The 22,979-nt window shown below is 35.4% G+C and carries 16 protein-coding genes; 13 read left to right on the top strand and 3 right to left on the bottom strand.

Annotated features, from left to right (window positions below):
- Positions 1–1,320 carry a tetratricopeptide repeat protein gene (locus tag KMW28_RS04200; RefSeq protein ID WP_066210017.1) on the top strand — a complete coding sequence of 440 codons (1,320 nt, stop codon included), beginning with the start codon at positions 1–3 and terminating at the stop codon, positions 1,318–1,320.
- Positions 1,321–1,367: 47 nt separating this feature from the next.
- On the opposite strand, the gene KMW28_RS04205 is transcribed toward KMW28_RS04200, so the two are convergent.
- Positions 1,368–2,123 carry a porin family protein gene (locus KMW28_RS04205; RefSeq protein ID WP_169664282.1) on the bottom strand — a complete coding sequence of 252 codons (756 nt, stop codon included), beginning with the start codon at positions 2,121–2,123 and terminating at the stop codon, positions 1,368–1,370.
- A 99-nt stretch (positions 2,124–2,222) separates the two neighbouring features.
- Here KMW28_RS04205 and KMW28_RS04210 point away from each other — a divergent pair, with 99 nt between their 5' ends.
- On the top strand, positions 2,223–3,095 hold the full coding sequence (locus KMW28_RS04210) for a fructosamine kinase family protein (RefSeq protein WP_169664283.1): 873 nt from the start codon (positions 2,223–2,225) through the stop codon (positions 3,093–3,095).
- Between the two features lie 233 nt (positions 3,096–3,328).
- Here KMW28_RS04210 and KMW28_RS04215 read toward each other — a convergent pair whose 3' ends face one another.
- Positions 3,329–4,189, bottom strand: a complete 861-nt coding sequence (locus KMW28_RS04215) for an NAD(P)H-binding protein (protein WP_169664284.1) — start codon at positions 4,187–4,189, stop codon at positions 3,329–3,331.
- Positions 4,190–4,447: 258 nt separating this feature from the next.
- On the opposite strand from KMW28_RS04215, the gene KMW28_RS04220 reads away from it, so the two are divergent.
- The 5 genes from KMW28_RS04220 to KMW28_RS04240 all read left to right on the top strand — a co-directional run bounded on the left by KMW28_RS04220 (position 4,448) and on the right by KMW28_RS04240 (position 15,036).
- A complete protein-coding gene (locus tag KMW28_RS04220) occupies positions 4,448–10,462 on the top strand; it encodes a starch-binding protein (protein ID WP_169664285.1) in 6,015 nt (2,004 codons plus the stop codon).
- A gap of 199 nt (positions 10,463–10,661) precedes the next feature.
- On the top strand, positions 10,662–12,566 hold the full coding sequence (locus KMW28_RS04225; protein ID WP_169664286.1) for a helix-turn-helix domain-containing protein: 1,905 nt from the start codon (positions 10,662–10,664) through the stop codon (positions 12,564–12,566).
- Positions 12,567–12,778: 212 nt separating this feature from the next.
- Positions 12,779–13,882 carry an Mrp/NBP35 family ATP-binding protein gene (locus KMW28_RS04230; RefSeq protein WP_169664287.1) on the top strand — a complete coding sequence of 368 codons (1,104 nt, stop codon included), beginning with the start codon at positions 12,779–12,781 and terminating at the stop codon, positions 13,880–13,882.
- A 31-nt stretch (positions 13,883–13,913) separates the two neighbouring features.
- On the top strand, positions 13,914–14,174 hold the full coding sequence (locus KMW28_RS04235; protein WP_066210010.1) for a NifU family protein: 261 nt from the start codon (positions 13,914–13,916) through the stop codon (positions 14,172–14,174).
- A 115-nt stretch (positions 14,175–14,289) separates the two neighbouring features.
- On the top strand, positions 14,290–15,036 hold the full coding sequence (locus KMW28_RS04240) for a class I SAM-dependent methyltransferase (RefSeq protein ID WP_169664288.1): 747 nt from the start codon (positions 14,290–14,292) through the stop codon (positions 15,034–15,036).
- A 165-nt stretch (positions 15,037–15,201) separates the two neighbouring features.
- On the opposite strand, the gene KMW28_RS04245 is transcribed toward KMW28_RS04240, so the two are convergent.
- Positions 15,202–16,494: an aminopeptidase P family protein gene (locus KMW28_RS04245; RefSeq protein ID WP_169664289.1), complete on the bottom strand. Its 1,293-nt coding sequence runs from the start codon at positions 16,492–16,494 to the stop codon at positions 15,202–15,204.
- 138 nt (positions 16,495–16,632) lie between these two features.
- Between KMW28_RS04245 and KMW28_RS04250 the strand changes: the two genes are divergently transcribed.
- From KMW28_RS04250 to KMW28_RS04275, 6 genes are all read left to right on the top strand, one after another.
- Positions 16,633–18,177: a S8 family serine peptidase gene (locus KMW28_RS04250; protein ID WP_169664290.1), complete on the top strand. Its 1,545-nt coding sequence runs from the start codon at positions 16,633–16,635 to the stop codon at positions 18,175–18,177.
- 17 nt (positions 18,178–18,194) lie between these two features.
- Entirely contained in the window at positions 18,195–18,767 is a 573-nt protein-coding gene (locus KMW28_RS04255; RefSeq protein WP_169664291.1) for a hypothetical protein, read from the top strand.
- Positions 18,768–18,997: 230 nt separating this feature from the next.
- Entirely contained in the window at positions 18,998–19,276 is a 279-nt protein-coding gene (locus KMW28_RS04260) for a hypothetical protein (RefSeq protein WP_066210004.1), read from the top strand.
- A 420-nt stretch (positions 19,277–19,696) separates the two neighbouring features.
- Entirely contained in the window at positions 19,697–21,511 is a 1,815-nt protein-coding gene (locus KMW28_RS04265) for a DEAD/DEAH box helicase (protein ID WP_169664292.1), read from the top strand.
- A 175-nt stretch (positions 21,512–21,686) separates the two neighbouring features.
- On the top strand, positions 21,687–22,073 hold the full coding sequence (locus tag KMW28_RS04270) for a GtrA family protein (RefSeq protein ID WP_169664293.1): 387 nt from the start codon (positions 21,687–21,689) through the stop codon (positions 22,071–22,073).
- A 401-nt stretch (positions 22,074–22,474) separates the two neighbouring features.
- Complete coding sequence (locus tag KMW28_RS04275; protein ID WP_066210001.1) at positions 22,475–22,864, top strand: hypothetical protein; 390 nt, start codon at positions 22,475–22,477, stop codon at positions 22,862–22,864.
- The last annotated feature ends 115 nt before the right edge of the window (positions 22,865–22,979 follow it).

A 22,979-nucleotide genomic window follows, 5' to 3' on the forward strand; every position in this document is an offset into this window, starting at 1 on the left:
ATGAGGTCACTACTAAAATTATTGTTGCCGATTCTTGCTCTTCAAGTTTTTAGTCAGGTGTACGCACAAGCTGATCGTGCAGCTGCATATTTCGTTTTGGCAGAAAATAATAGAAAAGCAAACAAGTACTTAGAAGCAATTGATGAGTACGCATTAGCTATACGCTATGATTCTACCCAAGAGAAATATTACTTGATGAAGGCGAAGTGTCAGGTGACAATGAAGCAGTTCAATAATGCAATTGATACTTTTGAACAAGGATTAAAACAGTTTCCTGAAAACGGTTTTATGAATTATCAATTGGCACGTCTTTACATGCGTAAAGATTATTATGAACAGGCGGTTTATTACTTTGATCAATCGTTTAAGTATTTATCAAATAGTAATAAGAGTCAGAGAATAAATGCAAAGAATCAAATTATCATGATTCTTTTCAAAGAAAAACAATACAATAAGATTCGACCGCATATTAATGATGTTGTAGCGATATCAGATAGTAATTACATTGCTCTTTATTATTCTGGTAAACTGTATAACATGGAACAAGAATATGAACATGCGGTTAGAGATATTAAAAAAGCATTGTCTTATGTTCCTCAGGATAGTAAAAATTCAGCAAGATTTTATTACGAATTAGGCTATGCTTATTACAATCTAGAAGAATATACTCTATTAAATTCTATAATTGATAAGGCGAATTATGGGTCCTATAAAAAGTTAGTGGCTAAACTTACTCCTGAGTATAAATATTGGATTGCCGTATGTTATTATCAGATATATGATTTTGATAAATCAAGTGATCTTTTATTTGATGCTTTAAAACAAGATAACTCTAATGTGAAAGCACATGAGTTACAGATCAAGATAGCCAAGGTGACTTCAGATAAGTCGGAACAAATTGATAAGGCAGAAATAATGGTTCAGAAGATTGATGAAAAATATCAAAAATCAAAAATCTTTGAAGAAATCGCTTCTTGGCAACTTTCGTCTCTTATGCTTCATGATGCAATAGCTTCTTGTGACTCTGCTTTATATTATGATGAGTACAATTATCATGTAAAATATACCAAGGCGGTAGCACTGTTTAAGCTGCATAAATTAGATGAGTCAATAAAAGTATTGCAGGAACTGGTAAAATATAACGGTTTAGATGTGAAAACGAAATCGAAGTATTATTTTACGCTAGGTATCGCAGCATTAAAAGAGAAGGATTACGATGTGTCGACCAATGCATTTAAAAGTGCAAAGTTGGATAAGACATTCAAAATAGCAGCAGATGATGTTCTCAGTTATTTGGATACCAAAAAAGACACCATGTAAATATTAGAAATAAAAAAATCCCACAGTTTTCAGACTGTGGGATTTTTTTATTGATCATTTCTTATTTCCCAATTATCATTACTTTTTGATGGGGCTTCGCTAGTATTATCATCAGAAGGTTTTGCCTTCCAACCACTAATAGGTAAAATATAAGAGAAGGTTAGACCTCCAATTGTAGATACCGAACGATTGGTGGATGACCTACTATCTGCTTTTAATACATCAGTCATACTTGCAGAAAAGCGACCCTCAATCTGAAAATGTCCATACTTGGTGAGAATATTAACCCCTGCACCTCCGGCTATAGAAACTACAAATGGATTCGCTGCTCTATCGTAATAATCATACCGTTGGTTATCAAGAGTAGTTATTACCTCCTTGGATTCTCCAATCATATAATCGAATTGTGGCCCAACTAATATGACGAACTGAAAGTTCTTTTTACCTAAATAAATGTTGGTCAACATTGGAAGAGAGATATAGTTGAGTTTTCTTTCGTACACTGTCTCTGTAAAATCTTCTTGATTAAACTCTCCCCAACCTGCAGTAATGTGATTTAGTTCTACCTGAAGACCAAAGAATTTTTCAGCATTGTATTTAAATAGAAAACCATAAGTTGGAGCTAATACAGGACTCTGACTAATGGGTTCTGTGGTAAAACCCACTGCAGAAGAATAATATCCACCTTTTAGTCCAACAGCTATTCTAGGAGGATCCAATAAATTCTTTTGTGCTTCTACCAACTGATGTGATAATAGCAGTAAAAAGAAAGAACATATTATATTTCGATATATGTGATGCATATATATAAATTCAATTTTCAATTGGTAAAGATAATTATCAAATGATTATATTCGTCAAAATTCAACGAATTCAATTATAATTAATTATTGATTCTCTCAATGTCAGAAGCTTTTTATCAAGAAATACTTAAAAAACACCTGGGAAATGATATTCAGTTATTAGAAACTAATAATATCACTGGTGGTTGTATTAACGAATCCATCAAATTATCCACCAACAAAGGTAACTTTTTTATTAAGCATAATGCTAAGTTAAAGACACACTTTTTTGATGTAGAGCGTAAAGGGTTAAACCTTATTCGCGATAATTCGGACTTTACCGTTCCAAAAGTTATAGGTATTGGCGAGTTCGAACATGGTGTTTATTTAATTATGGAACACATTAACAGTAGTCGTTCATCGCATGATTATTGGGAAAAGATGGGGAATTATCTAGCAGAGATGCATAAGGTGACGCAACCTGAATTCGGTTTAAATTATCATAATTATATTGGTAGGTTACCTCAATTGAATAATAAAGAAGAAAAATGGATTGACTTTTTTGTGAATCAGAGAATCGTGCCACAATACGAAATGTCTGTTCAAAATGGTTTTCTAAAGCAACATCACTTAGATAAAATCTATTTGATAAAAGAAAAATTAGAAAACTACTTCCCTAAAGAATCTCCCGCCCTTCTTCATGGTGATTTGTGGAGTGGAAATACCATGGTTGGTGCTTTAGGCGAACCATGTTTAATTGATCCTGCTGTGTATTATGGGCATCGGGAAGCCGAATTAGCATTCACTACTCTTTTTGGAGGTTTTGACGATGCTTTCTTTAATGCCTATAATGAAACTTACCCTTGGGAAGAAGGTATAAAGGAAAGAATTCCTTTCTATAATTTGTATCCATTATTGGTACATTTGAACCTATTTGGTGAGAGCTATCTATCTGAAATTGAGGAGGTATTGAATAGATTAGAGGGAATCTGATATTCATCGATGTAAATCAATGCTTTATCGAAAAAATATATTACTTAACCGAAATAAATTAAATGTAAATAAATTCTAATGTACTTTTAAGTATGCTTAATTAAAAAGCATCTAGGGATGACCACCGATGTTATGCTTCTTATCGGAGAAAGGAAAAAAGGATATTTAAGGATTATTTGGTTTAATTGTTAAGGGGAGAGAAACTTACTTTTTTAAGGTAAGTTTCTTTTATTTTATACTGAAAATGATTCGTATTCAAATTCCAATGGATTAGGGAATAAGAATTCAAAGCCAATTTTAGATGTAATTTTATCGCTATTAATAATCTTGAATGCAGGCGGTGTTTCTGGATTAATGTATGTGGGTAAAATGTACTCTCCGAACTTAGCTGTTGATTCGTAAACAAGACGTTTTGGAGGGTGTTCGGGAGCAACTAAGTTAAATACTTTATTCCATGCATTGTGATCGTTTAAATCAAGAATATGTAAAATGGCACGAATAACATCGTCTCTAAAAACATAATTTACAGGGATATCTCCATAATTTAAATCCTTTTTACCGTCTACATATTTGGCAGGAATACGGTCATATCCCATTAATCCACCAAGTCTTAATATTGTAGCATCCAAATCCGTATTAATTCTTAATACTTCTTCTGCCAATAAAATTGATTTTGCTTTAGGTGAAGTAGATGTTGGTGAGTTTTCATTTATCTCTTTATTGGAATTCTCATAAATCCCTGTTGAACTAGTGTAAATCACCTTATTAACAGGTAGATTCTCAATAGCATCTTTAATTACCTTTATTTGTTCCGCATGATACGTTTGTAATTGATGTTGTCTGAACCTTGGAGGGATACAAATAACTACAGCATCAGTATCTAATAGATCATTTAATTGATCTATATCTGCTATAGTTGGAGAAAAGTTTAGGTTGTAAGCTTTAACTCCCATTTCACGTAGCTTTAAGATTTTAGATTCAGTAGTTGTACTGGCTTTTACTTGATAGCCCTTTTCCAACAGTTTTTCCACTAAAGGAAATCCAAGCCATCCAGCACCAATAACACTTACTTTTTTAATCTCAGAGAATTTCATAATAGTCTGTTTGGTCTATAATTATTATTCAAAACAAGTTATTAATTGATACCATCAAGTACAACCTCTTTCTTATAAATGTTGCATTATATCTATAAAACCGAGTGTTTTTAGGTGCCGTTTTACATGGTGGTACGTTTCTCTTTATCCCGAACATCAAAAAAAAATGGTGGTGCGATTCTTCAAATTCTCTCCCTTACTTTTAACTCACAACTATTTGCGAAGAGTGCTCTCTTCAATTTTTAAAATGAAATGAAAATGAAAAAAACACTAACTAAACTACTCCTCTATTCCGGAGTGGTTCTTTTTGGGCTTAGTGGTGCACAAAATGTCTATGCACAACAAGCCGACGGAACCGAAGTGTATCTTCAGGGCTTCCATTGGGAGTCTGCAGATCCAGCAAAAAAAGATTGGTGGTTAAACCTCCAAACTAAAGTTCCAGCTATTAAATCAGCAAGTATTGATGGGGTATGGTTACCTCCTTCTTCAGATGCAGGAGATAGAGCTGGGTATCTTCCAAGAAAATGGTACGATCTAGAATCTGATTATGGTACAGAGCAAGAACTAAGAGATTTAATCTCCTCTTTAAATCAAGATGGGGTGATTTCTATTGCTGATATTGTCATCAACCATAGAGTGGGTTGTACAAGTTGGGCAGATTTCTGTGAGCCAGCTTTAGGTTGTCAAGCCATCACTTCTGATGATGAAGTAAACCAACAATTCCCAGGAGATGGTTGTGGAGACTTCGACACAGGTACTCCTTACAGTGCAGCTCGTGATATCAACCACAGAGATTCTGAAACACGTCAAGCAATTAAAGACTGGATGAATTGGTTGAAAAATGACGTTGGATATTCTGGTTGGAGATATGATTTTGTTCATGGCTTTGGCGCAGAGTTTTTTGCTGAATATAACAATGCCACTTCTCCGTACATTTCTATTGGAGAAAACTGGACAAGTGATACTCAGGCGATTGTTAATTGGATGGACGGTACTCAACAAACATCCACGGCATTTGATTTTCCATTAAAGTTTGCACTACATGAGGCAGTAAACGGTAATTATGGTGCTCTAAACAATGGAGGTAAAATGCCAGGTGTTGCAGGTGTTTGGCCGCAAAACTCTGTGACTTTCTTAGAAAACCACGATACAGAGCCAGTGAGACAAGGTGATCACCCAGGAACATCATTTCCAAATGATCCATCAACTAACTCACAAGTTCTTCAAGGGTATGCTTATATTTTAACTCACGCAGGTAGCCCTATGGTATTCTATTCTCACCTTTTCGATTATGGTCTTTACGATGATATCTCGAAAATGGTAGCGATAAGAAAAGCCAATGGTATTCATAACAATAGTACTGTAAACATTCAGCAATCCGATGGAAATGGATATGCTGCAATTATTGATAATAGTGTAGCTGTACGATTAGGTAACACCTCATGGTCTCCTTCAGGTAGTGGATGGATCTTACAATCTGATGGTTTAAACTATTCGATTTGGAGCAAACAAGATATTGACCAAGAACCAATTGTGAGTATTAGTCCAGATGTGATGCAATCATTTGATCCTATTACTGTAACGATTTCATCTGATGATGACCGTGATGGTGCACTGCCTATTTACTATACTCTAGATGGTACAGAACCAACTACGTCATCTTCAGTTTACAGTGATAATAACCCAATTGTTCTAACTGCAACAACAACTGTAATTGCTAAATCATTTGATAGTTCAGGAAACTCAGGTAGAGATGAAAGAACCTATTATGTAGGTGAAGAACTTCCTGAAATGAAGGTATATGTACATAAACCTGCAGGATGGGGAACATTATATGCACATCATTGGAGTGCAATACCTTCTGGAGTTGTAGAAGACTCAGAATGGCCAGGTAAAGTGATGACCAAAGTGGAGGGTACAGAAGGCTGGTATATGATTAGCTTAGCGGGTACTGAAAGTTCAAATTTTGTGTTCCATGATTTCAATGGTAATCAAGATGAAGATATTCTTATATCAGGTTCTTCTTGGTACAGAGAAGGTGTAGTGACAAACGAGTGTACTATCGATTGTCCAGATGAAGACACCACAGTTGTTATGGTTTCGATTACACCTGCATCAACCACTTTTGAAAATGAAATGACTGTTTCTTTAAATGGAACAACAGGATCAAACATATATTATACTACAGATGGATCAACTCCTTCTAATGGTTCGAATGTATATTCTAATCCATTCCCAATTACAGAGACAACAACAATTTCTGCAATAGCTTATCTAAATGGATCATCTTCTGAGGTGAAATCAGAAACGTACACCCTATTCGTTGATGAAGATACAACGGTAATTATTCCTGATAAACCAGCTAAAAAATCAGATTTTACTTGGGATAATGCAACAGTCTACTTTACAATGACGGACCGTTTCTATGATGGCGATCCATCAAATAATAATGCATATGGTAGAGGAACAAATGGTAATGGTCAGCCATATACAGACGACTCATCAGCAGGTGAATTCCATGGTGGTGATTTAAAAGGTATGACAGCTAAGCTTCGTGAAGGTTACTTTGAGTCTATTGGCGTAAATGCCATCTGGATTACTTCTCCTGTTGAGCAAATGCACGGATGGGTAGGCGGATCTTCTGATGGTTCATTCAGACACTATGGTTACCATGGTTACTATGCAATGGACTGGACTGAAATTGACCAAAACATGGGTACTGAAAACGACTTCGTTGAATTTATTGATGAAGCCCATAGTAGAGGAATTCGTGTGGTTGTCGATGTGGTAATGAACCATACAGGTTATGTGACAATGCACGATATGGAGCAATACAACTACGGTAGTTTAGATCCAGCATGGAAAACATGGCAGCCAGCAGGAGGAGAATCATGGCATTCATACCACGAGAAGTTTATTGATTATAACAGTGGTGGAACTTGGTTGTCAAATTATTGGGGACCAGAGTGGATGCGTCACCCAGATATTGATGGCTACGATGGTTGTTCATCAGGCGGTGGAATTGATAACTGTGTTGGTTTCCTTCCTGATTTAAAAACGGAAGATGTTGCTCCTGTAGGTATCCCTGCCATCTTAGTTAATAAGTGGACGCAAGAAGGAACTTATGATCAGAAAAAAGCAGAATTAGATGCCTTCTTTAGTCAAACAGGTTTACCAAGAGTGGTATCAAACTACATGATTTTCTGGTTGACAGACTGGGTTAGAAAATATGGTATTGATGGTTTTAGAGTGGATACAGCCAAGCACGTTGAGTTGGACCGTTGGGCAAGATTAAAACAATATGCTATCCAAGCTTTAAAAGATTGGAAAGAAGAAAACCCGGACAAAGCGATGGACGACGAGGAATTTTGGATGACAGCTGAAGTTTGGGGTCATGGTAAAAACAAATCAGAATATCACTCAGTAGGTCAGTTTAATTCAGTAATTAATTTTGGATTAAAGAACGATGCCAGGGTTGCTAGCAGAGATGCTTCTTCTTTAGAATCTTTATTCTCCGAATATGCAACTATCAATGATGATCCAACTTGGAACTCTCTAAGTTACCTGTCATCTCATGATGTAGTGCCATTATTTGATAGAAATAGCCTACAAGCTGCAGGTCCTGGTTTCTTATTATTACCAGGTGGTATTCAGATTTTCTATGGTGACGAATCGGGCCGTCCAGAAGGTGGATGGAGTGATGCTGAACAAAACACACGTTCAGACATGAACTGGGGTAACTTTAATCAAGCACAACATGATGTTTGGAAAAAGTTAGGTACTTTCCGTAGAGATCACCCATCAGTAGGTGCAGGTTCTCACCAAAAAATTGGAGATGCTCCATATACTTTTGTTCGTGAATATAATAACGATGATAAAGAAATTTATGACAAAGTTATTGTAGCGATTGGAGCAAATGGACAAGTATCATTTGATGTAAATGGTCACTTTGCAGACGGGGATACGATTATTGATCGTTACACTGGGGCAATGGATATAATCGAAAACGGAAGTGTTTCATTCACAGCAGATAGTGAGGGAATCATCTTACTAGAAGATATTAATTACCAACCAATCATCTCTCCTAAGATTTCTATGACTGCAGGTGTGTATGATCCGAATAGTGTTGCAGTGACTATCACAGTAACAGATAAAGAAGATCCAAACCCTGTGGTGTATCTTACTAAAGATGCAAATGAAACGAAGGACAATTACTTGAACTGGACAAAATTATCGGCTCAAGATACTAGCTTTACAGTGACAACAACTACAACTGTAAAAGTGGTTGCTATAAATGCAAATGGAATCATGTCAACGGGGGAAGAGAAGTACCAAGTCGGCGCTATAGATCCCATTAATATCTGGGTTTACAGACCAAGTACTTGGGGTTCTCCCTATATTCATTTGTTTGATGCTACTCCTACTGGTATTACCGAAGATACTGTTTGGCCAGGGCAAGAAATGAATTTAGTGAGTGGAGAATGGTATCATGTTGCTGTTGAAGCATTATCTGTTGGTGTGGTTGCAAATAACAACGGTGGAGAACAGTTAGAAGATTACACTGTCACGAAAGATAGTTGGTACAAAGACGGACAATGGTATAGTCAATGTCCTGGCGAATGTCCAGGTGAACAAGGTCCAACAGTTAGCATTAACCCTAGCACAGGAAATTACCCTATAGGCGATTTAAATGTGACCATGACAGCTACATTTGATGGTGTGATTTATTATACAACAGACGGTACAGCTGCTGATACGACAAGTACTCCATACAGCGGAGGGTTTGTAGTGAGTGGTCAAGATGGGGACATAGTAACTGTTCGTGCAATTGCAAAAAATGAAGCTGGAGTATCTGATGAAGTAACAGCTACATATACTTTCAAAGATGAAGCAACATTTGTGTTTTATGCAAAAGGTTATTCTCATGCTTATTATTGGGAAGTACAAGAAAATGGAGTGATAACAATCGAAAACCCAGTTTCTTGGCCTGGAGTTGCCATGGAAGATGCTTCAGAAATTGGCTCAGGTTGGAAAAAAATTACTGTTACTGGAGGTACTTGTTCGAATGTCATCTTCTCTAATGGAGGTGGAGGTCAAACAGGAGATCTTACTACTTGTGGAAACGAGGGTATGGGTTACGAAAATGGGCAATGGATTGAAATTGGTCCAGATACGGTTAAGCCAACTTTAGGTTTGACTCCTGCTGCTGAATTCCAAGGATCAGGAACAGTAACAATTACTGCTACAGATAATAAGACTGCTTCTCCTAAAATTTATTACACAACTGATGGTTCTACACCAACAGAGTCATCATTAAGTGGATCGGGGGCAGTAAATATTGAACTGAATACACCGGGAACATATACAGTAAAAGCATTTGCAAAAGATGAAGCTGGTAATGTTAGCGATGTCGCAATGGAAACGTATACAGTTGTTGAAGTAACAGCAGGATTTAGAGTTTATTTCCAAGGAGTAAGTAATCCACTAATTCATTATTGGGGGGCATCTCCTGCAGGATCTTACCCAAGTACAAGTTGGCCTGGAGTAAGCCTAATGGAGGCAAACGGTGAAGATGCTGGATGGTATTATTATGAATTCCCATCAAGTGTGAATTCCATAAACCTATTATTTCATAACAATGCAGGGTATAAATCTCCTGACTTAACTAGAGATAAAGAAGGTTGGTATAAAAACGGAGTCTGGTACGATGCTAAACCTCCTCAACCAACAGGCTTAACCGTACATTTCAAGAGCCCTTGGGGAAATAGTACTAGAATTCACTATTGGAATGCTTCTAATGGAAGTGCTTCAGCTTGGCCAGGAGAGTTGATGGAGAATGAAGGAAATGCATGGTATTCTTATACTATAGAAGGAGCAAGCTCATCGAATCTACTTTTCCATAATGGAAGTGGAGAACAAACATCCGATATGTCTAGAGATAGAGAGGGGTGGTATAAAGATGGTGTTTGGTATGATTCCAATCCAGAATCAAGTGGAACTAGGTTAATCAATCTAGAAGAGAGAATCGATTTATCGGTATATCCAACTATGGTTCAGCATAAATTTACAGTTCAACTTACTGCTGATAATCAAATGAGAGCACAATTTAGTTTGTACGATCTAAATGGTAGACTTCAGTACTCTGAACAAAGAGAATTATTATACGGAAATCAGAAAATTGAAATGAATGCACAAAACCTATCCACAGGTATGTATATTCTAAAAGTACAAATTGATGATGAAGTAATGATTCGGAAAATTTATAAAAACTAATTGATTTACAAGAGTGTACAATGTTTTCGTTGTACACTCTTTTTCATACATCGAAATCATAATTTTATTCTTATTTCTTGAATATTAGATAAAATTGAGTTAAAATTAGATACTTTTTATATCTACACGATTTATACTATACAAGTATGAACGATTTATTACTGTCTACACTTAATTTTTAATTACTATCACTACTCACATGAGCATTTTTACCAGCTTTGGTACGACAAAAAGAACAATATTTCTGTCCACTTTATTATTGATTTTTGGGGTATCTGCTTATTCATCAGATCATATAACAATTACGATAAAACATCTACCAGATTACACACCAAAGGAAACCGAAATATTTTTAGTGACTTCTTATAATAATTGGAATCCTAGAGATGAAAATTTCCAACTAAAAAAGAATAGTCAAGGAGAGTTTTTTATTACTCTTCCTAAAAGAGATAAACCATTTCAATATAAGTTTACAAGAGGGACTTGGTTGCAAGTAGAAGGAAATGATATTGGGGAAATAAAACAGAACAGGTGGTATGACCCAAAAGGTCCTGAACAAATTGATGTAGTGATTATGTCATGGCAAGACATGGCAAAAAAATATTTAAATAGGGTGAAAATCATCGTGAATGAAACTCCAGATGAAACGCCTTATGATGCCACTCTTTTTATTGCAGGTGATTTTAATAATTGGAATCCTAGAGACCCTGAAAGTAAGATGTCTAAACACCCAGATGGTAAGTACTATTTATCTTTACCTCTTGGATTGAAGAAATTTCAATATAAAATAACAAGAGGTAGTTGGGAGTCTGTAGAAGGTAGAGATAACGGTAGAGCCATTCATAATAGAAAATACGATATTGATGTTGATGGATGGAAAACAGAAATTAAGGTCAATTCATGGGAAGATTTATCGGGAAATACGATGACCCCATATATGTTCTTACTTCTTTTAGGAGCATTTCAGGGTTTATTATTGATCCTTTCTATTTTTGGTATTCAAGAAAATAACAGAAAAGCCAATGTTGTATTAATTACTCTCATTTTATTAACCTCAATTGCAATTATATGTAGAGTAGGGACATTCTACAGAGATATTTTTAATGCAGCACCTAAGCTGTACTTGTTCCCAGAAATGTTACTTTTCTTATACGGTCCTTTATTCTATTTATACATCAAATCTTTGACGATCAAAGAGAGTATAGATGCAAAGGATTATTTTAAAAGATTGGCTCCTTTCATGATCCAACTTTTAATTTATACACCGATGATAGCGATGCCTAAAGATGCATTTATCGATTCGGTCATCAATTTTAAATATGCGTGGTTTTATCAAACAGTAGGTGGGATTGGATTACTATTCTCTGCTTATTATTGGTGGAGATGTAGAGCAATATTAAAAAGTCAAGAAGAAGAAAGTGCAGCATTATTATCAGAAGATAGAAATTTAAATTATCTCAATGTTGTATTAACCGTTTATATGGTCTGCTTAGTCATTTGGGCTGTTTTATACATTGGAGGAGGAGCAGGGTTTATTTTTGATTTTGAATCACTGCCATTAATAGAGTTTTTGGTAGATGTGATGTGGTTTATTATTGCATGTGTATCTTTTATGATGGGTTACTATGCCATGAACCAACCAGAAATATTGAGAGTATCAGAATTAAAATCGACTCACAAAATTCCAGAAGAGGAAATGATATCCGAAGCGAATATTGGGAATTCAGAGGAACCTTCTGAAGGGTTGTCGAAAGAACTGTTGCTCATTAAAGATAAGCTAGGGGAGATGATGAAATCACAATTCTTATTCACCAATCCTAGGTTGACGTTGCCTGAATTGGCTAAAGCTTTAGAGACCAATACACACGATTTATCTAAAGTGATCAACGAAGGATATAACAAGAACTTTTATGATTTTGTCAATGCATACAGAGTAGAGGCATTTATCAAAGAAGTATTATCCGATCAGAGACAAGAGTTAACTTATCTTGGACACGCTTATAATGTTGGATTTAATTCTAAAACAGCCTTCAATAGAGCATTTAAAAAAGAAACGGGTCAAACCCCAACACAGTATTTTAATCAGAAAAAACAGTTGATGTAGTTCATCAAATATTCAATAAAAAAACACTTACTTTGACATTGGTTTAAGGTAGGTGTTTTTTGTTACACAAGAAATTAAGCCAAAACAACAACTATTTTGGTTAATTGTTGTTTAAACAGATACAAATTCAAAATTAATCCAAATAAAGATAAGGATTAATTTAGCTTTTGTATTAATTTTGCTTTTCAACATAAATGGAATAGACAAACATCATGAGTTTCACTCCAGAAAATATATTAAAGGCGCTTTCTACAGTAGAAGAGCCCGATTTAAAAAAAGACTTGGTTACCTTAAACATGATTCGAGATGTTGAGGTAGATGGCAATAAAGTTTCTTTTACTGTTGTTTTAACAACACCTGCATGTCCTCTTAAAGAGTTGATTAGACAACGTTGTGAGGATGCAATTAAAAGAGATGTTTCTGAAGATCTTGAAATTACGGTTAATATGACTGCTGAGGTGACTTCAATTCAGCAAAAAGGTCCTGTTTTACCGGGAGTGAAAAACGTAATTGCTATTTCATCTGGTAAAGGTGGTGTTGGTAAATCTACTGTAACCGCAAATCTTGCATTAGCATTAGCAGAAACTGGAGCAAAAGTAGGTGTAATGGATGCCGATATTTACGGTCCATCTATTCCTACCATGTTTAACTGTGAAAACGCTCAGCCAGGTGTGGTGGTAAGAAATGGTAAGAATGTGATTATTCCTATTGAAAAATACGGAGTAAAATTACTTTCAATCGGATTCTTAACTCCTCCAGATAATGCAGTGGTTTGGAGAGGTCCAATGGCATCATCTGCCATCAGACAATTCTTTATGGATACGGATTGGGGAGATTTAGATTACTTACTAATTGATTTACCTCCAGGAACAGGAGATATCCATTTATCTTTAGTTCAAACAGCAAAGGTAACTGGAGCAGTAATCGTAACTACTCCACAAAAAGTAGCTTTAGCTGATGCGGTTAGAGGATACAAAATGTTTGCATCTAAGGATGTTAACGTTCCAATTTTGGGGGTTGTAGAAAATATGGCTTACTTTACACCTGCCGAACTACCTGATAATAAGTATTATCTGTTTGGTCAAGATGGTGGTAAAACTTTTGCTAGAAGATATGAAGTGCCTTTCTTAGGTGAAGTACCTTTAGTACAAAGTGTAAGAGAAGGTGGCGATGATGGTGTTCCTGTTGTTATGGAAGCGAACAATCCTGCGGGAGAAGCATTTATGACAATAGCAGAAGAGTTAGCAAGAAATATTGCGATCAGAAATGCTGAATTGCCAGAAACAGATAGAGTCGAAATAAAGACTTGGGAATAAATAAGAAATTAACCTTTAGGGGAATAAAAATATGAGTCAGACATTAATTGCAAGAGTAGAAGAGGCGTTGGATACAATCCGTCCTTATTTAGAAGCAGATGGAGGAAACGCCAAAATTGTTGACGTGACAGAGGATGGAATTGCCAAAGTTGAATTACTTGGAGCATGTGGATCTTGTCCAATGTCTGCAATGACACTTAAAGCTGGAATTGAACAAGCAATTATTAATGCTGTTCCAGAAGTGAAAAAAGTGGAAGCTATCAATATGGAAGAGTTCGAGGGAAATAATTAATTTCCTATTCGATATTTCTAATTGATAGGATAATATCATATCCTAAAAACACCTAACTCAAACTAATGGGCTAGGTGTTTTTTATTTTAAAGCCTAAATCAATAAAAAAATACATATGAACTTTGAATTACTAGTTGATTTACACATCAACGAATATAGACAAGGACCGGGGTCGGATGCTGAAACATTAAAAGCATTATCTTTTGTGGACTTCGCTCAAAAAGAAAACTTAAAAGTAGCAGATATTGGATGTGGTACAGGTGCATCAACGATCTGTTTAGCGAAGAAATTAAACGCAAAAATTACTGCTGTAGACCTTTTTTCTCAGTTTTTAGATATCCTGAAAAACAATGCTGAAAAAGCAGGTTTAGATAATATTGAAACACTTGAAGCCTCAATGACTGAACTTCCATTAGAAGAAGATTCATTTGATATCCTTTGGTCAGAAGGAGCTATTTACAATATGGGTTTTACAGAAGGTGTAAAACAATGGAAAAAGTACCTTAAAAAAGGTGGTTACTTATGTGTAAGCGAGATTACTTGGACCACTGCTGAACGTTCTAAAGAAATAAATGATTATTGGAATGAGGCCTACCCTGAAGTAGGTACGGCAGGGGAAAAAATCAAAGTATTGGAAGCTAATGGATATTCTCCTGTGGGATATTTTTACTTGAATCAAAATAGTTGGATTGAGGAGTATTATAAACCACTAATCAATAGTTTTCCAACCTTCCTAGAGAAGCATAATCACAGTGAAGATGCTAAGTTAATTGTGGCAGAAACTCAGGCTGAAATTGACTTGTACATGAAGCACAAGGAAGAGTATAGTTATGGGTTTTATGTGGCGAAGAGAGTTTTATAAGCTTGTCTTAACTAGCTACCTATTTGTCAGAAATCTCCAAAAAGCAAGATAAAAAAAACACCTAGCCCGACTTCAGTCGGACTAGGTGTACATTTGTTTCAACCCATGATTTCAATCATGGGATCACAACTATAAGGGCATATACAACCCCAAAGGGATAAATGCTTATTTTTGCATAATCGCCTCAATCTCCTCAATCTCGATAGGAATATTTTTCATCAAGTCGAAAGGCTCACCAGATTCTTGGATCACAAAATCGTTTTCGATTCTGATACCCATATTTTCTTCTCTGATATAAATACCGGGCTCTACAGTAAATACCATACCTGCTTCGAAAGTCTTATAACGATGTCCGTAATCGTGAACATCAACACCGATATGGTGAGAAGTACCGTGCATGAAATACTTTTTGTATGCAGGCCATTTTGGATCTTCGTTGTCTACATCTTCTTGAGTGATTAAACCTAAACCAATCAATTCTTCAGTCATAAGTTTACCCACTTCAACATGGTAATCCATTAAGTTATTGCCAGGAACGAGCATTTTTGCTGCTGCTTTGTGTACTCTAAGTACAGCTGAATATACTGCAGCCTGACGCTCCGTAAACTTACCGTTAACAGGAATAGTACGAGTTAAGTCAGATGCATAATTACCGTATTCACAGCCAAAGTCCATCAATAATAAATCGCCATCCTGACATACTTGGTCATTATCAATATAATGTAAGACACAAGCGTTAAATCCAGAAGCAATAATTGGAGTGTATGCATGTCTTCTAGAACCGTTACGAACGAACTCATGAGTGATTTCTGCTTCGATTTCGTATTCTTTAACACCCGGTTTTACAAAGTCTAACACTCTTCTAAAACCTTTTTCTGTAATATTACATGCCTTTTGCATCACATCAGTCTCGTACTTAGATTTTACGGTTCTGAGGTCGTGCATAATTGGAGATAGACGCTCTAATTTATGAAGAGGGAAGTTTCTTTTACATTCCTCAATAAAACGGTCATCTGGAGTCTGAACAGTGGTGTCTGCTCTTAGGTGTTCGTTGGTGTTTAAATAGATATATTCGCTATCGAAAACAAGGCTTTTGAATACATTATTGAATTCTGATAACCAATAAACAGTTTCTATTCCTGAAACCTCAGTTGCTTGTTCTTTGGTAAGTTTTGCACCTTCCCAAATAGCAATTTCATCGTTAGTTTCGATAAGGAATAATATCTCTTTATGTGCTGGATCTTTAGCATCTGGATTGATCACCAAGATACTTTTTTCTTGGTCTATACCACTCATCCAAAAAATGTCTGTATGTTGGATGAAAGGCATTGTTCCATCAGCACTTGTTGGCATGATATCGTTAGAATTGAAAACTGCTACTGAATTAGGTTGTAAACGTTCAACAAAACGTTTACGGTTTTCAATGAATAAGTTTTGATCGATTTTCTCGTATCTCATTAGAATTGATGTGTTTATATAAATTATTTAAGTATCTTACTCGATGAGTAGGAATTGATACCATTTTATCCAAGATAATAGGTATTCATTCTTACTTCCAATTCGAATTTACTTCTTCCGTTGATTTTTCAAAACTACATGACGATAAGACTAGCAAAACAATTGAAAAAAAATTACACTACGGCCAAAAATCACATACTTCTACTTTCACTATTGGCTTGTTTTGTAGTTAGTTATCCATCTTTTTCTTCTAATAAAGAAAGAGTGTGGGTGGTTTTTCACGATAAATGTGAAAATTCACCTTTAGATTTTTTTAACCAAAAAGTATGTAATGAGTATCTAAATCAATTAAAATTGATGGGGTTTGAACCTCAGACAGTGTCCAATTGGTTAAATGCCGCTACCATCGAATTATCTGATAAAAGAGATAGAGAATTACTCGAAAACTCATCATTTATTCAAGATATCAAAACAGTAAGGACAGACTGGGAACTAGGTACCTGTCAATGGCTTGCTGATGAAAATGATAAACAGCAATCTGCTTATGTGATTCATCAATTAAATACCAGGGAATTGGTAGATAATGGGGTACATGGGCATAATATACGAATTGGAGTAATTGATGCCGGATTTTGGAATGCACAAAAGAACGATTATCTCAAAGGGTTGTTTCAAAACAATCAGATCAAAGGGTATAAAGATTTTTTTATTGATGATAGATCCGAAACTTCATTTTTTAATGAGAAGCTAACAGGAAGTGATTCCCATGGTACTACCGTGTTAAGAATGATAGCTGGTAATCATGAAAATATGCGTTATGGTTTAGCTCATAAAAGTGAATTTTATCTAGCGAGGTCCGATCATGGCGATAAGGAAAATAAAACTGATGAGGAAAATTGGATTGCTGCCTTAGAGTGGATGGTGGATTCTTTAGATATAAAATTAATTAATAGTTCCCTGGGGTATTCTATTGGCTTTGATTCATCAAAAGATAATTACAAAAAAGATGAAATGGATGGGAAGACCAGTATGGTCACCTTGGCCGCTGAAGTAGCTTCACAAAAAGGAGCATTAATAATTGTATCAGCAGGAAATGAAGGCGATAATGAGCGATGGAGGATAGTAAGTGCACCTGCAGATGCGAAAAGTGTTCTAAGTGTTGGTGCAAATACAAAAAGTGGAAAGAAAGCAGGGTATAGCAGTATTGGACCAACCTACATTAATTATGTAAAACCAGAAGTAACGTGTTATTCTCTTTTTGGTACTTCTTTCTCCGCTCCGGTAATTACTGGTTTAGCCGCTTGTTTATGGGAGATGGATCCCTCTTTAACCGGTCAGGAATTAAAGGACATTATCATAAAGTCTTCTACTTTTTATCCTTATGGAAATAATTATACAGGTTATGGAGTGCCTGATGCTCAAAAAGCCATGAGTATATTAAAAGGAGGAGAAGTAAAGTCTTCGTCTATAATAATTGATGCTAAAGGGGAAAAGCGATTAAAAATTGATGCCCAAGATGGAGAACATAGTATGTCTGTCGCTTTTCATAAAAAAAATGATTTTGTCGTGATAAAACAGGAAGTTGTATATTTGGAAAAAGAAAAATTCAAGATAAAACGATTGAATAATGAAAGTTCAACAACCGTTTGGACTGGAAAACGTCATATCGAAATCATTTGGTAGTTCTATATTATTAATTCATGAAATCATTAAAATACATCACCTTTTATTTTCTAGCCTCAATCATTTTTTCATGTGATGTGATAACTTCAGAGGAAGAAAATCATCAATTATACAATTACGATATCAATGCTTTGATTCAGAAAACAGTGAAGGATATGGATCAAACAGAAGTTATTGTCAAGAAGAAAGTGAATTATGATGGAAAGACTTCTGAAATTTCTGTTAGTGATATTAATTGGGATTCAGAATTAGAAGTTTTCAATGATGCAGATATTAATCGCCCGATTTTTAAGGATAGTTATAAAAAAGTAGAGACAAAAGAAGGACAGGATATCAAAATAAAATATACCTCTCAATCTGATAAAAATGAGGTAAAGTGGCTAGAAATTACTCAAAACGATCAAGGGATAACAACGTCTATACAGTTTTTGATTAAGAGTAAAAATGCACTTTTTCAGAAAGAGAAAGTAGGTAAACTGACTTACAGTAACGATGGATTTTTAAATCAATATTCTATACAAGGTAATCAAGATGTGGTTATTTTGGGACAAAAAAATTATAATATAGAAGCATTCGTTTCTAGAAATTAATGCTTAACTTAATGACATTGATGCTGAGAATCAAAAAACTAATGTAGATATATGTAATGTATGTCTAAGATTAAAACTTACTCTAAAGAACATTCTTTGTGACTTAGTTAGGTGAACGGACAGACAATATTTTTTATATATATGATCAAGCTGGTCATTGTATTTTTAACTATTTTTTTATTATGCAAAACATATTAAAGTTCTCCCTTTTTTTACTATTACCATTATTAATGACGGGATGTCTTGATCTTGAAGATGAATCCCTTAACCCTGAGTATAAGTTGACTCTTGAAACTTGCTGGGACGATGGTACTACAATTTACTTCTACCTTGACGGGGAAGAGGTTGCAACAATGGGTTCTTACTCTATAACAACTATTAGAGTAGAAGAAGGAACCTACAAATACTACTGGAAAGATTCTTACGATACACGTTCTCCTTCAGAAACTATTACTATAGACTCCGATACTGAATTATCATGGGGTTGTGATAGTAACGCTAGGAAATAATAATATTAAGATTTAAAAGGATGCAGTTCAAAAATTATTGAGCTGCATTTTTATTTAAAATACGCTTATAAGTTGTATGACTATTTTATTCGTAATTTCTTTAACAACTTTAAAAACTGGTAATCAATTCTATAATACGTATAAATAACACTTTACAATTTTATTAAATAAATGTCTGTCTGATTAAAAAAGAACCATAGAAAAGCGTACTTTTTTTGTTAATAATCAGAAATTTAGCCAATAATTTCGCTGAATAACAAATGATTGTGAAGTAATGAGGTAAAACAAATAATAAAAGAGTTACCTTTGCATTTCCGTAAAAAAAGTAAGTTGGCGCTTTTATCCTCATCTCATTATAAAGAGCAGCTGTCCGCTGTTCTATCACTTTGTAAGAGGGGTAAGCGCTCTAAAAAACAAAACATGGCAAAATTTAGCGAATTAGGGCTTAAGCAAGAGCTGTTAGATGCAGTTTCTGAACTTGGTTTCGAAGAACCAACACCAATCCAAGGAGAAGTTATTCCAACTCTATTAACAGAAGACACTGATTTAGTGGGATTGGCACAAACAGGAACAGGTAAAACAGCAGCTTTCGGTTTACCACTTTTACATCGAGTAGATGTTTCAGATAAAAGAACTCAAGCACTTGTATTGTGTCCTGTAAGAGAGCTAGGATTACAAATTGCAAGAGACTTAGAAAACTTTTCCAAAAAAATCCCAGGTCTTAAAGTAGTAGCAGTATATGGTGGTGCTCCTATCGACCAACAAATCCGTCAAATCAAAAGAGGTGCTCACGTAATTGTAGCCACTCCAGGTAGAATGGACGACGTCTTAAAAAGAGGTAAAGCAGATATCACGCAAGTGGAAACTGTTGTTCTTGATGAGGCAGATGAAATGTTGAAAATGGGATTCAAAGATGAATTGGATTCAATTTTGGAAAATACACCAGAAGAGAAAAACGTTTGGTTATTCTCAGCAACAATGCCAAGAGAAGTGGCAAGAATTGCTTCTAACTACATGACAGAACCTTTAGAGGTGACTGTAGGTACTAAGAACACTGGTAACAAAAATGTAAAGCATTACTGCTACATGGTTCGTGCAAACGATAGATACGAAGCATTAAAACGTGTAGTAGATTACAATCCTAATATTTATGGTATCGTTTTCTGTAGAACAAGACAGGAAACTAAAGATGTAGCCGAGAAATTGATGATCGACGGTTACAACGCAGATGCCTTACATGGTGACTTATCTCAAGCTCAGCGTGATTACGTGATGGGTAAATTCCGTCAACGTTCACTTCAAATTCTAGTAGCGACAGACGTTGCCGCTCGTGGTTTGGACGTAAACGATTTATCTCACGTAATTAACTACAATCTTCCAGACGATATCGAAACATACAATCACCGTTCAGGCCGTACAGGTAGAGCAGGTAAAGAAGGTGTTTCTATTGCTATCATCCACATGAGAGAAAAGCATAGACTTAGAGCCATCGAAAGAGTGCTTAAGCAAAGCTTTATCATGGATCCAGTGCCAACAGGCCCTCAAATTTGTGAGCGTCAGTTGTTCCACTTGGTAGATAGAATCCACGATGTGGAGATGGAAGAGGATGAAATCGAACAATACCTTCCTAAAGTTTACGAGAAATTAGAAGACTTAAGCAGAGAAGAAATCATCAATAGATTTGTTGCTCTTGAGTTTAACCGTTTCTTAGATTATTACAGAGGTGCAAGAGATCTTAATGTACCAGATCGTAGAGATAACAGTAATAAGAGAGAAAGAGGAGAGAACAATAATAGAAGAAATGCTGAAAATGGTTTCACTCGTTTCTTCATTAACCTTGGTAAGCGTGATGAGGTAAGACCAAAAGATTTGATCGACCTAATCAACAAAGGTGTTAGAGGCGAACGTATCGAAATTGGACGTATTGACTTGAAACAAAACTTCTCATTCTTCGAATTAAAAGAAGGACGTGAGGATGAAGTAACTAAAGGAATGGGTAAATTAGATTTCAACGGAAGAAAAATTGATGTTGAAGTATCTAATGCTCCTGACCGTGGTGGCCGCAGAGGCGGTGGCGGAGGAGACCGTCGTCGTAGACCTTTTGGTGGCGGAGGAGACCGTGGTGGTGACCGTAGAGGCGGTGGCTACAGAGGCGGTGGAAACCGTGGTGGTGGAGATCGCGATCGTCGTAGTGGCGGTGGTGGTGACCGTAGAAGAAGAAGACCAAGCAACTAAGCTTGATACAAAATATAGAAACGCTCTTTCGAAAGGAAGAGCGTTTTTGTTTTTATATAGATTTCGTAAATGTAACTGATGCATTAAAAAATCATCAATTAGGGGCTATAGCACACAATCTTTCTCTATATTTACATTTGCGTAGAAATTGAAGTTGACTGATTAAAGAGGATAGATGAACTGGGAAGTTTTATTTTGGAAATTTTTAAAGTTTGGAGTAGTAGGTTTTTCCGGCTTGTTTGTAGATTTTGGTGTGACCTATCTCGTCAAAGAGATCATGAAAGGCCACAAGTATCTGGCCAACAGTTTAGGATTTATCTGTGCAGCTACCTCAAATTATATTCTAAATAGAATCTGGACTTTCGAAAGTCATACGGACCAAATAGGAGTCGAATATCTAAAATTTTTCGGTGTATCTGTAGTCGGTTTACTGTTCTCCAATGCTATTATCTGGGTACTTCATGAAAAAGTAAAAATGAATTTCTATGTAGCAAAAGTGATTTCTATTGGAGTTGTGGTTGTATGGAATTTCTTTGCTAACTTAATATTTACCTTCAACTAAACTAGTTTGAAATGAAAAATGAAGAATTAAAAATGAAAAACGTGAAATGTTAGGTGGTACGCAGGAGTTTAAATTCTGCACAAAGTGATAAAAAAATGAAAGATCTTTTAGATTAGTACTAGTTTCCTGACTCGCACTCACGTTATGAGAAGCGTAAATTCAGGACTTGTTAACTACTGTACAACTTAAAACGAGGTCGGGAGAACTCTAACGTTTATAGGCACAAATGTCGCTGCGCTTAACATTTGCACCAGTGTCCCCCAGATATAAAACGAGCGTTAGAATAACATTTCACGTTTTTCACTTTTCATTTTTAACTTTTAACTTACCCATCTCTCACTTACAATATAAATAAACCGTTCTCCACAATAATTATTCACATCAAAATCCCCCATAGATCCATGTTGCAAGATAAAAGAGATTATATCAAAAGGTTGATCAAAGATTTAGAGAAAATGATGCTTCGATTTACAGGAATGGACTGGGTGAAGTACAGAGAAGATATCTTAGAGTCTTTAGAGAAATATTTGACTGAAATAGTGAAGATTGATCCAGAAGATGATGCAAAAGAAATTGAGTTGAAAGTATTAGATTTATCCACCAAATTAAGATATAACGAGATAGAATTATTAGCAGATACTTTGATGATGAAGGGGAAAATCGAATCCGACCAAAAGTTTTTGATAGCGTCATTAGAAATTTTGAAGAAATTGGAAAAAGTAGATATAATGACTTTTTCTATGGCAAGACAACAAAAAATTGAGGAATTAGAGATTTTACTGTCCGAATAAGATTGTAAAATTTCTAAATAAACTCTTATTATTCTATCAAATATCCCCCTAAACCCACACCAATTCTCATAATAATTAAATTCTTTCGTACTTTGCGATTGCAAAATCAGATAAG

The sequence above is a fragment of the Flammeovirga yaeyamensis genome (assembly GCF_018736045.1).
Lineage (GTDB): Bacteria > Bacteroidota > Bacteroidia > Cytophagales > Flammeovirgaceae > Flammeovirga > Flammeovirga yaeyamensis.

Coding starts and splice junctions, on each gene's coding strand:
- KMW28_RS04200 (WP_066210017.1), top strand. CDS start 1: ATGAGGTCACTACTAAAATTATTGTTGCCGATTCTTGCTCTTCAAGTT.
- KMW28_RS04205 (WP_169664282.1), bottom strand. CDS start 2,123: ATGCATCACATATATCGAAATATAATATGTTCTTTCTTTTTACTGCTA.
- KMW28_RS04210 (WP_169664283.1), top strand. CDS start 2,223: ATGTCAGAAGCTTTTTATCAAGAAATACTTAAAAAACACCTGGGAAAT.
- KMW28_RS04215 (WP_169664284.1), bottom strand. CDS start 4,189: ATGAAATTCTCTGAGATTAAAAAAGTAAGTGTTATTGGTGCTGGATGG.
- KMW28_RS04220 (WP_169664285.1), top strand. CDS start 4,448: ATGAAAAAAACACTAACTAAACTACTCCTCTATTCCGGAGTGGTTCTT.
- KMW28_RS04225 (WP_169664286.1), top strand. CDS start 10,662: ATGAGCATTTTTACCAGCTTTGGTACGACAAAAAGAACAATATTTCTG.
- KMW28_RS04230 (WP_169664287.1), top strand. CDS start 12,779: ATGAGTTTCACTCCAGAAAATATATTAAAGGCGCTTTCTACAGTAGAA.
- KMW28_RS04235 (WP_066210010.1), top strand. CDS start 13,914: ATGAGTCAGACATTAATTGCAAGAGTAGAAGAGGCGTTGGATACAATC.
- KMW28_RS04240 (WP_169664288.1), top strand. CDS start 14,290: ATGAACTTTGAATTACTAGTTGATTTACACATCAACGAATATAGACAA.
- KMW28_RS04245 (WP_169664289.1), bottom strand. CDS start 16,494: ATGAGATACGAGAAAATCGATCAAAACTTATTCATTGAAAACCGTAAA.
- KMW28_RS04250 (WP_169664290.1), top strand. CDS start 16,633: ATGACGATAAGACTAGCAAAACAATTGAAAAAAAATTACACTACGGCC.
- KMW28_RS04255 (WP_169664291.1), top strand. CDS start 18,195: ATGAAATCATTAAAATACATCACCTTTTATTTTCTAGCCTCAATCATT.
- KMW28_RS04260 (WP_066210004.1), top strand. CDS start 18,998: ATGACGGGATGTCTTGATCTTGAAGATGAATCCCTTAACCCTGAGTAT.
- KMW28_RS04265 (WP_169664292.1), top strand. CDS start 19,697: ATGGCAAAATTTAGCGAATTAGGGCTTAAGCAAGAGCTGTTAGATGCA.
- KMW28_RS04270 (WP_169664293.1), top strand. CDS start 21,687: ATGAACTGGGAAGTTTTATTTTGGAAATTTTTAAAGTTTGGAGTAGTA.
- KMW28_RS04275 (WP_066210001.1), top strand. CDS start 22,475: ATGTTGCAAGATAAAAGAGATTATATCAAAAGGTTGATCAAAGATTTA.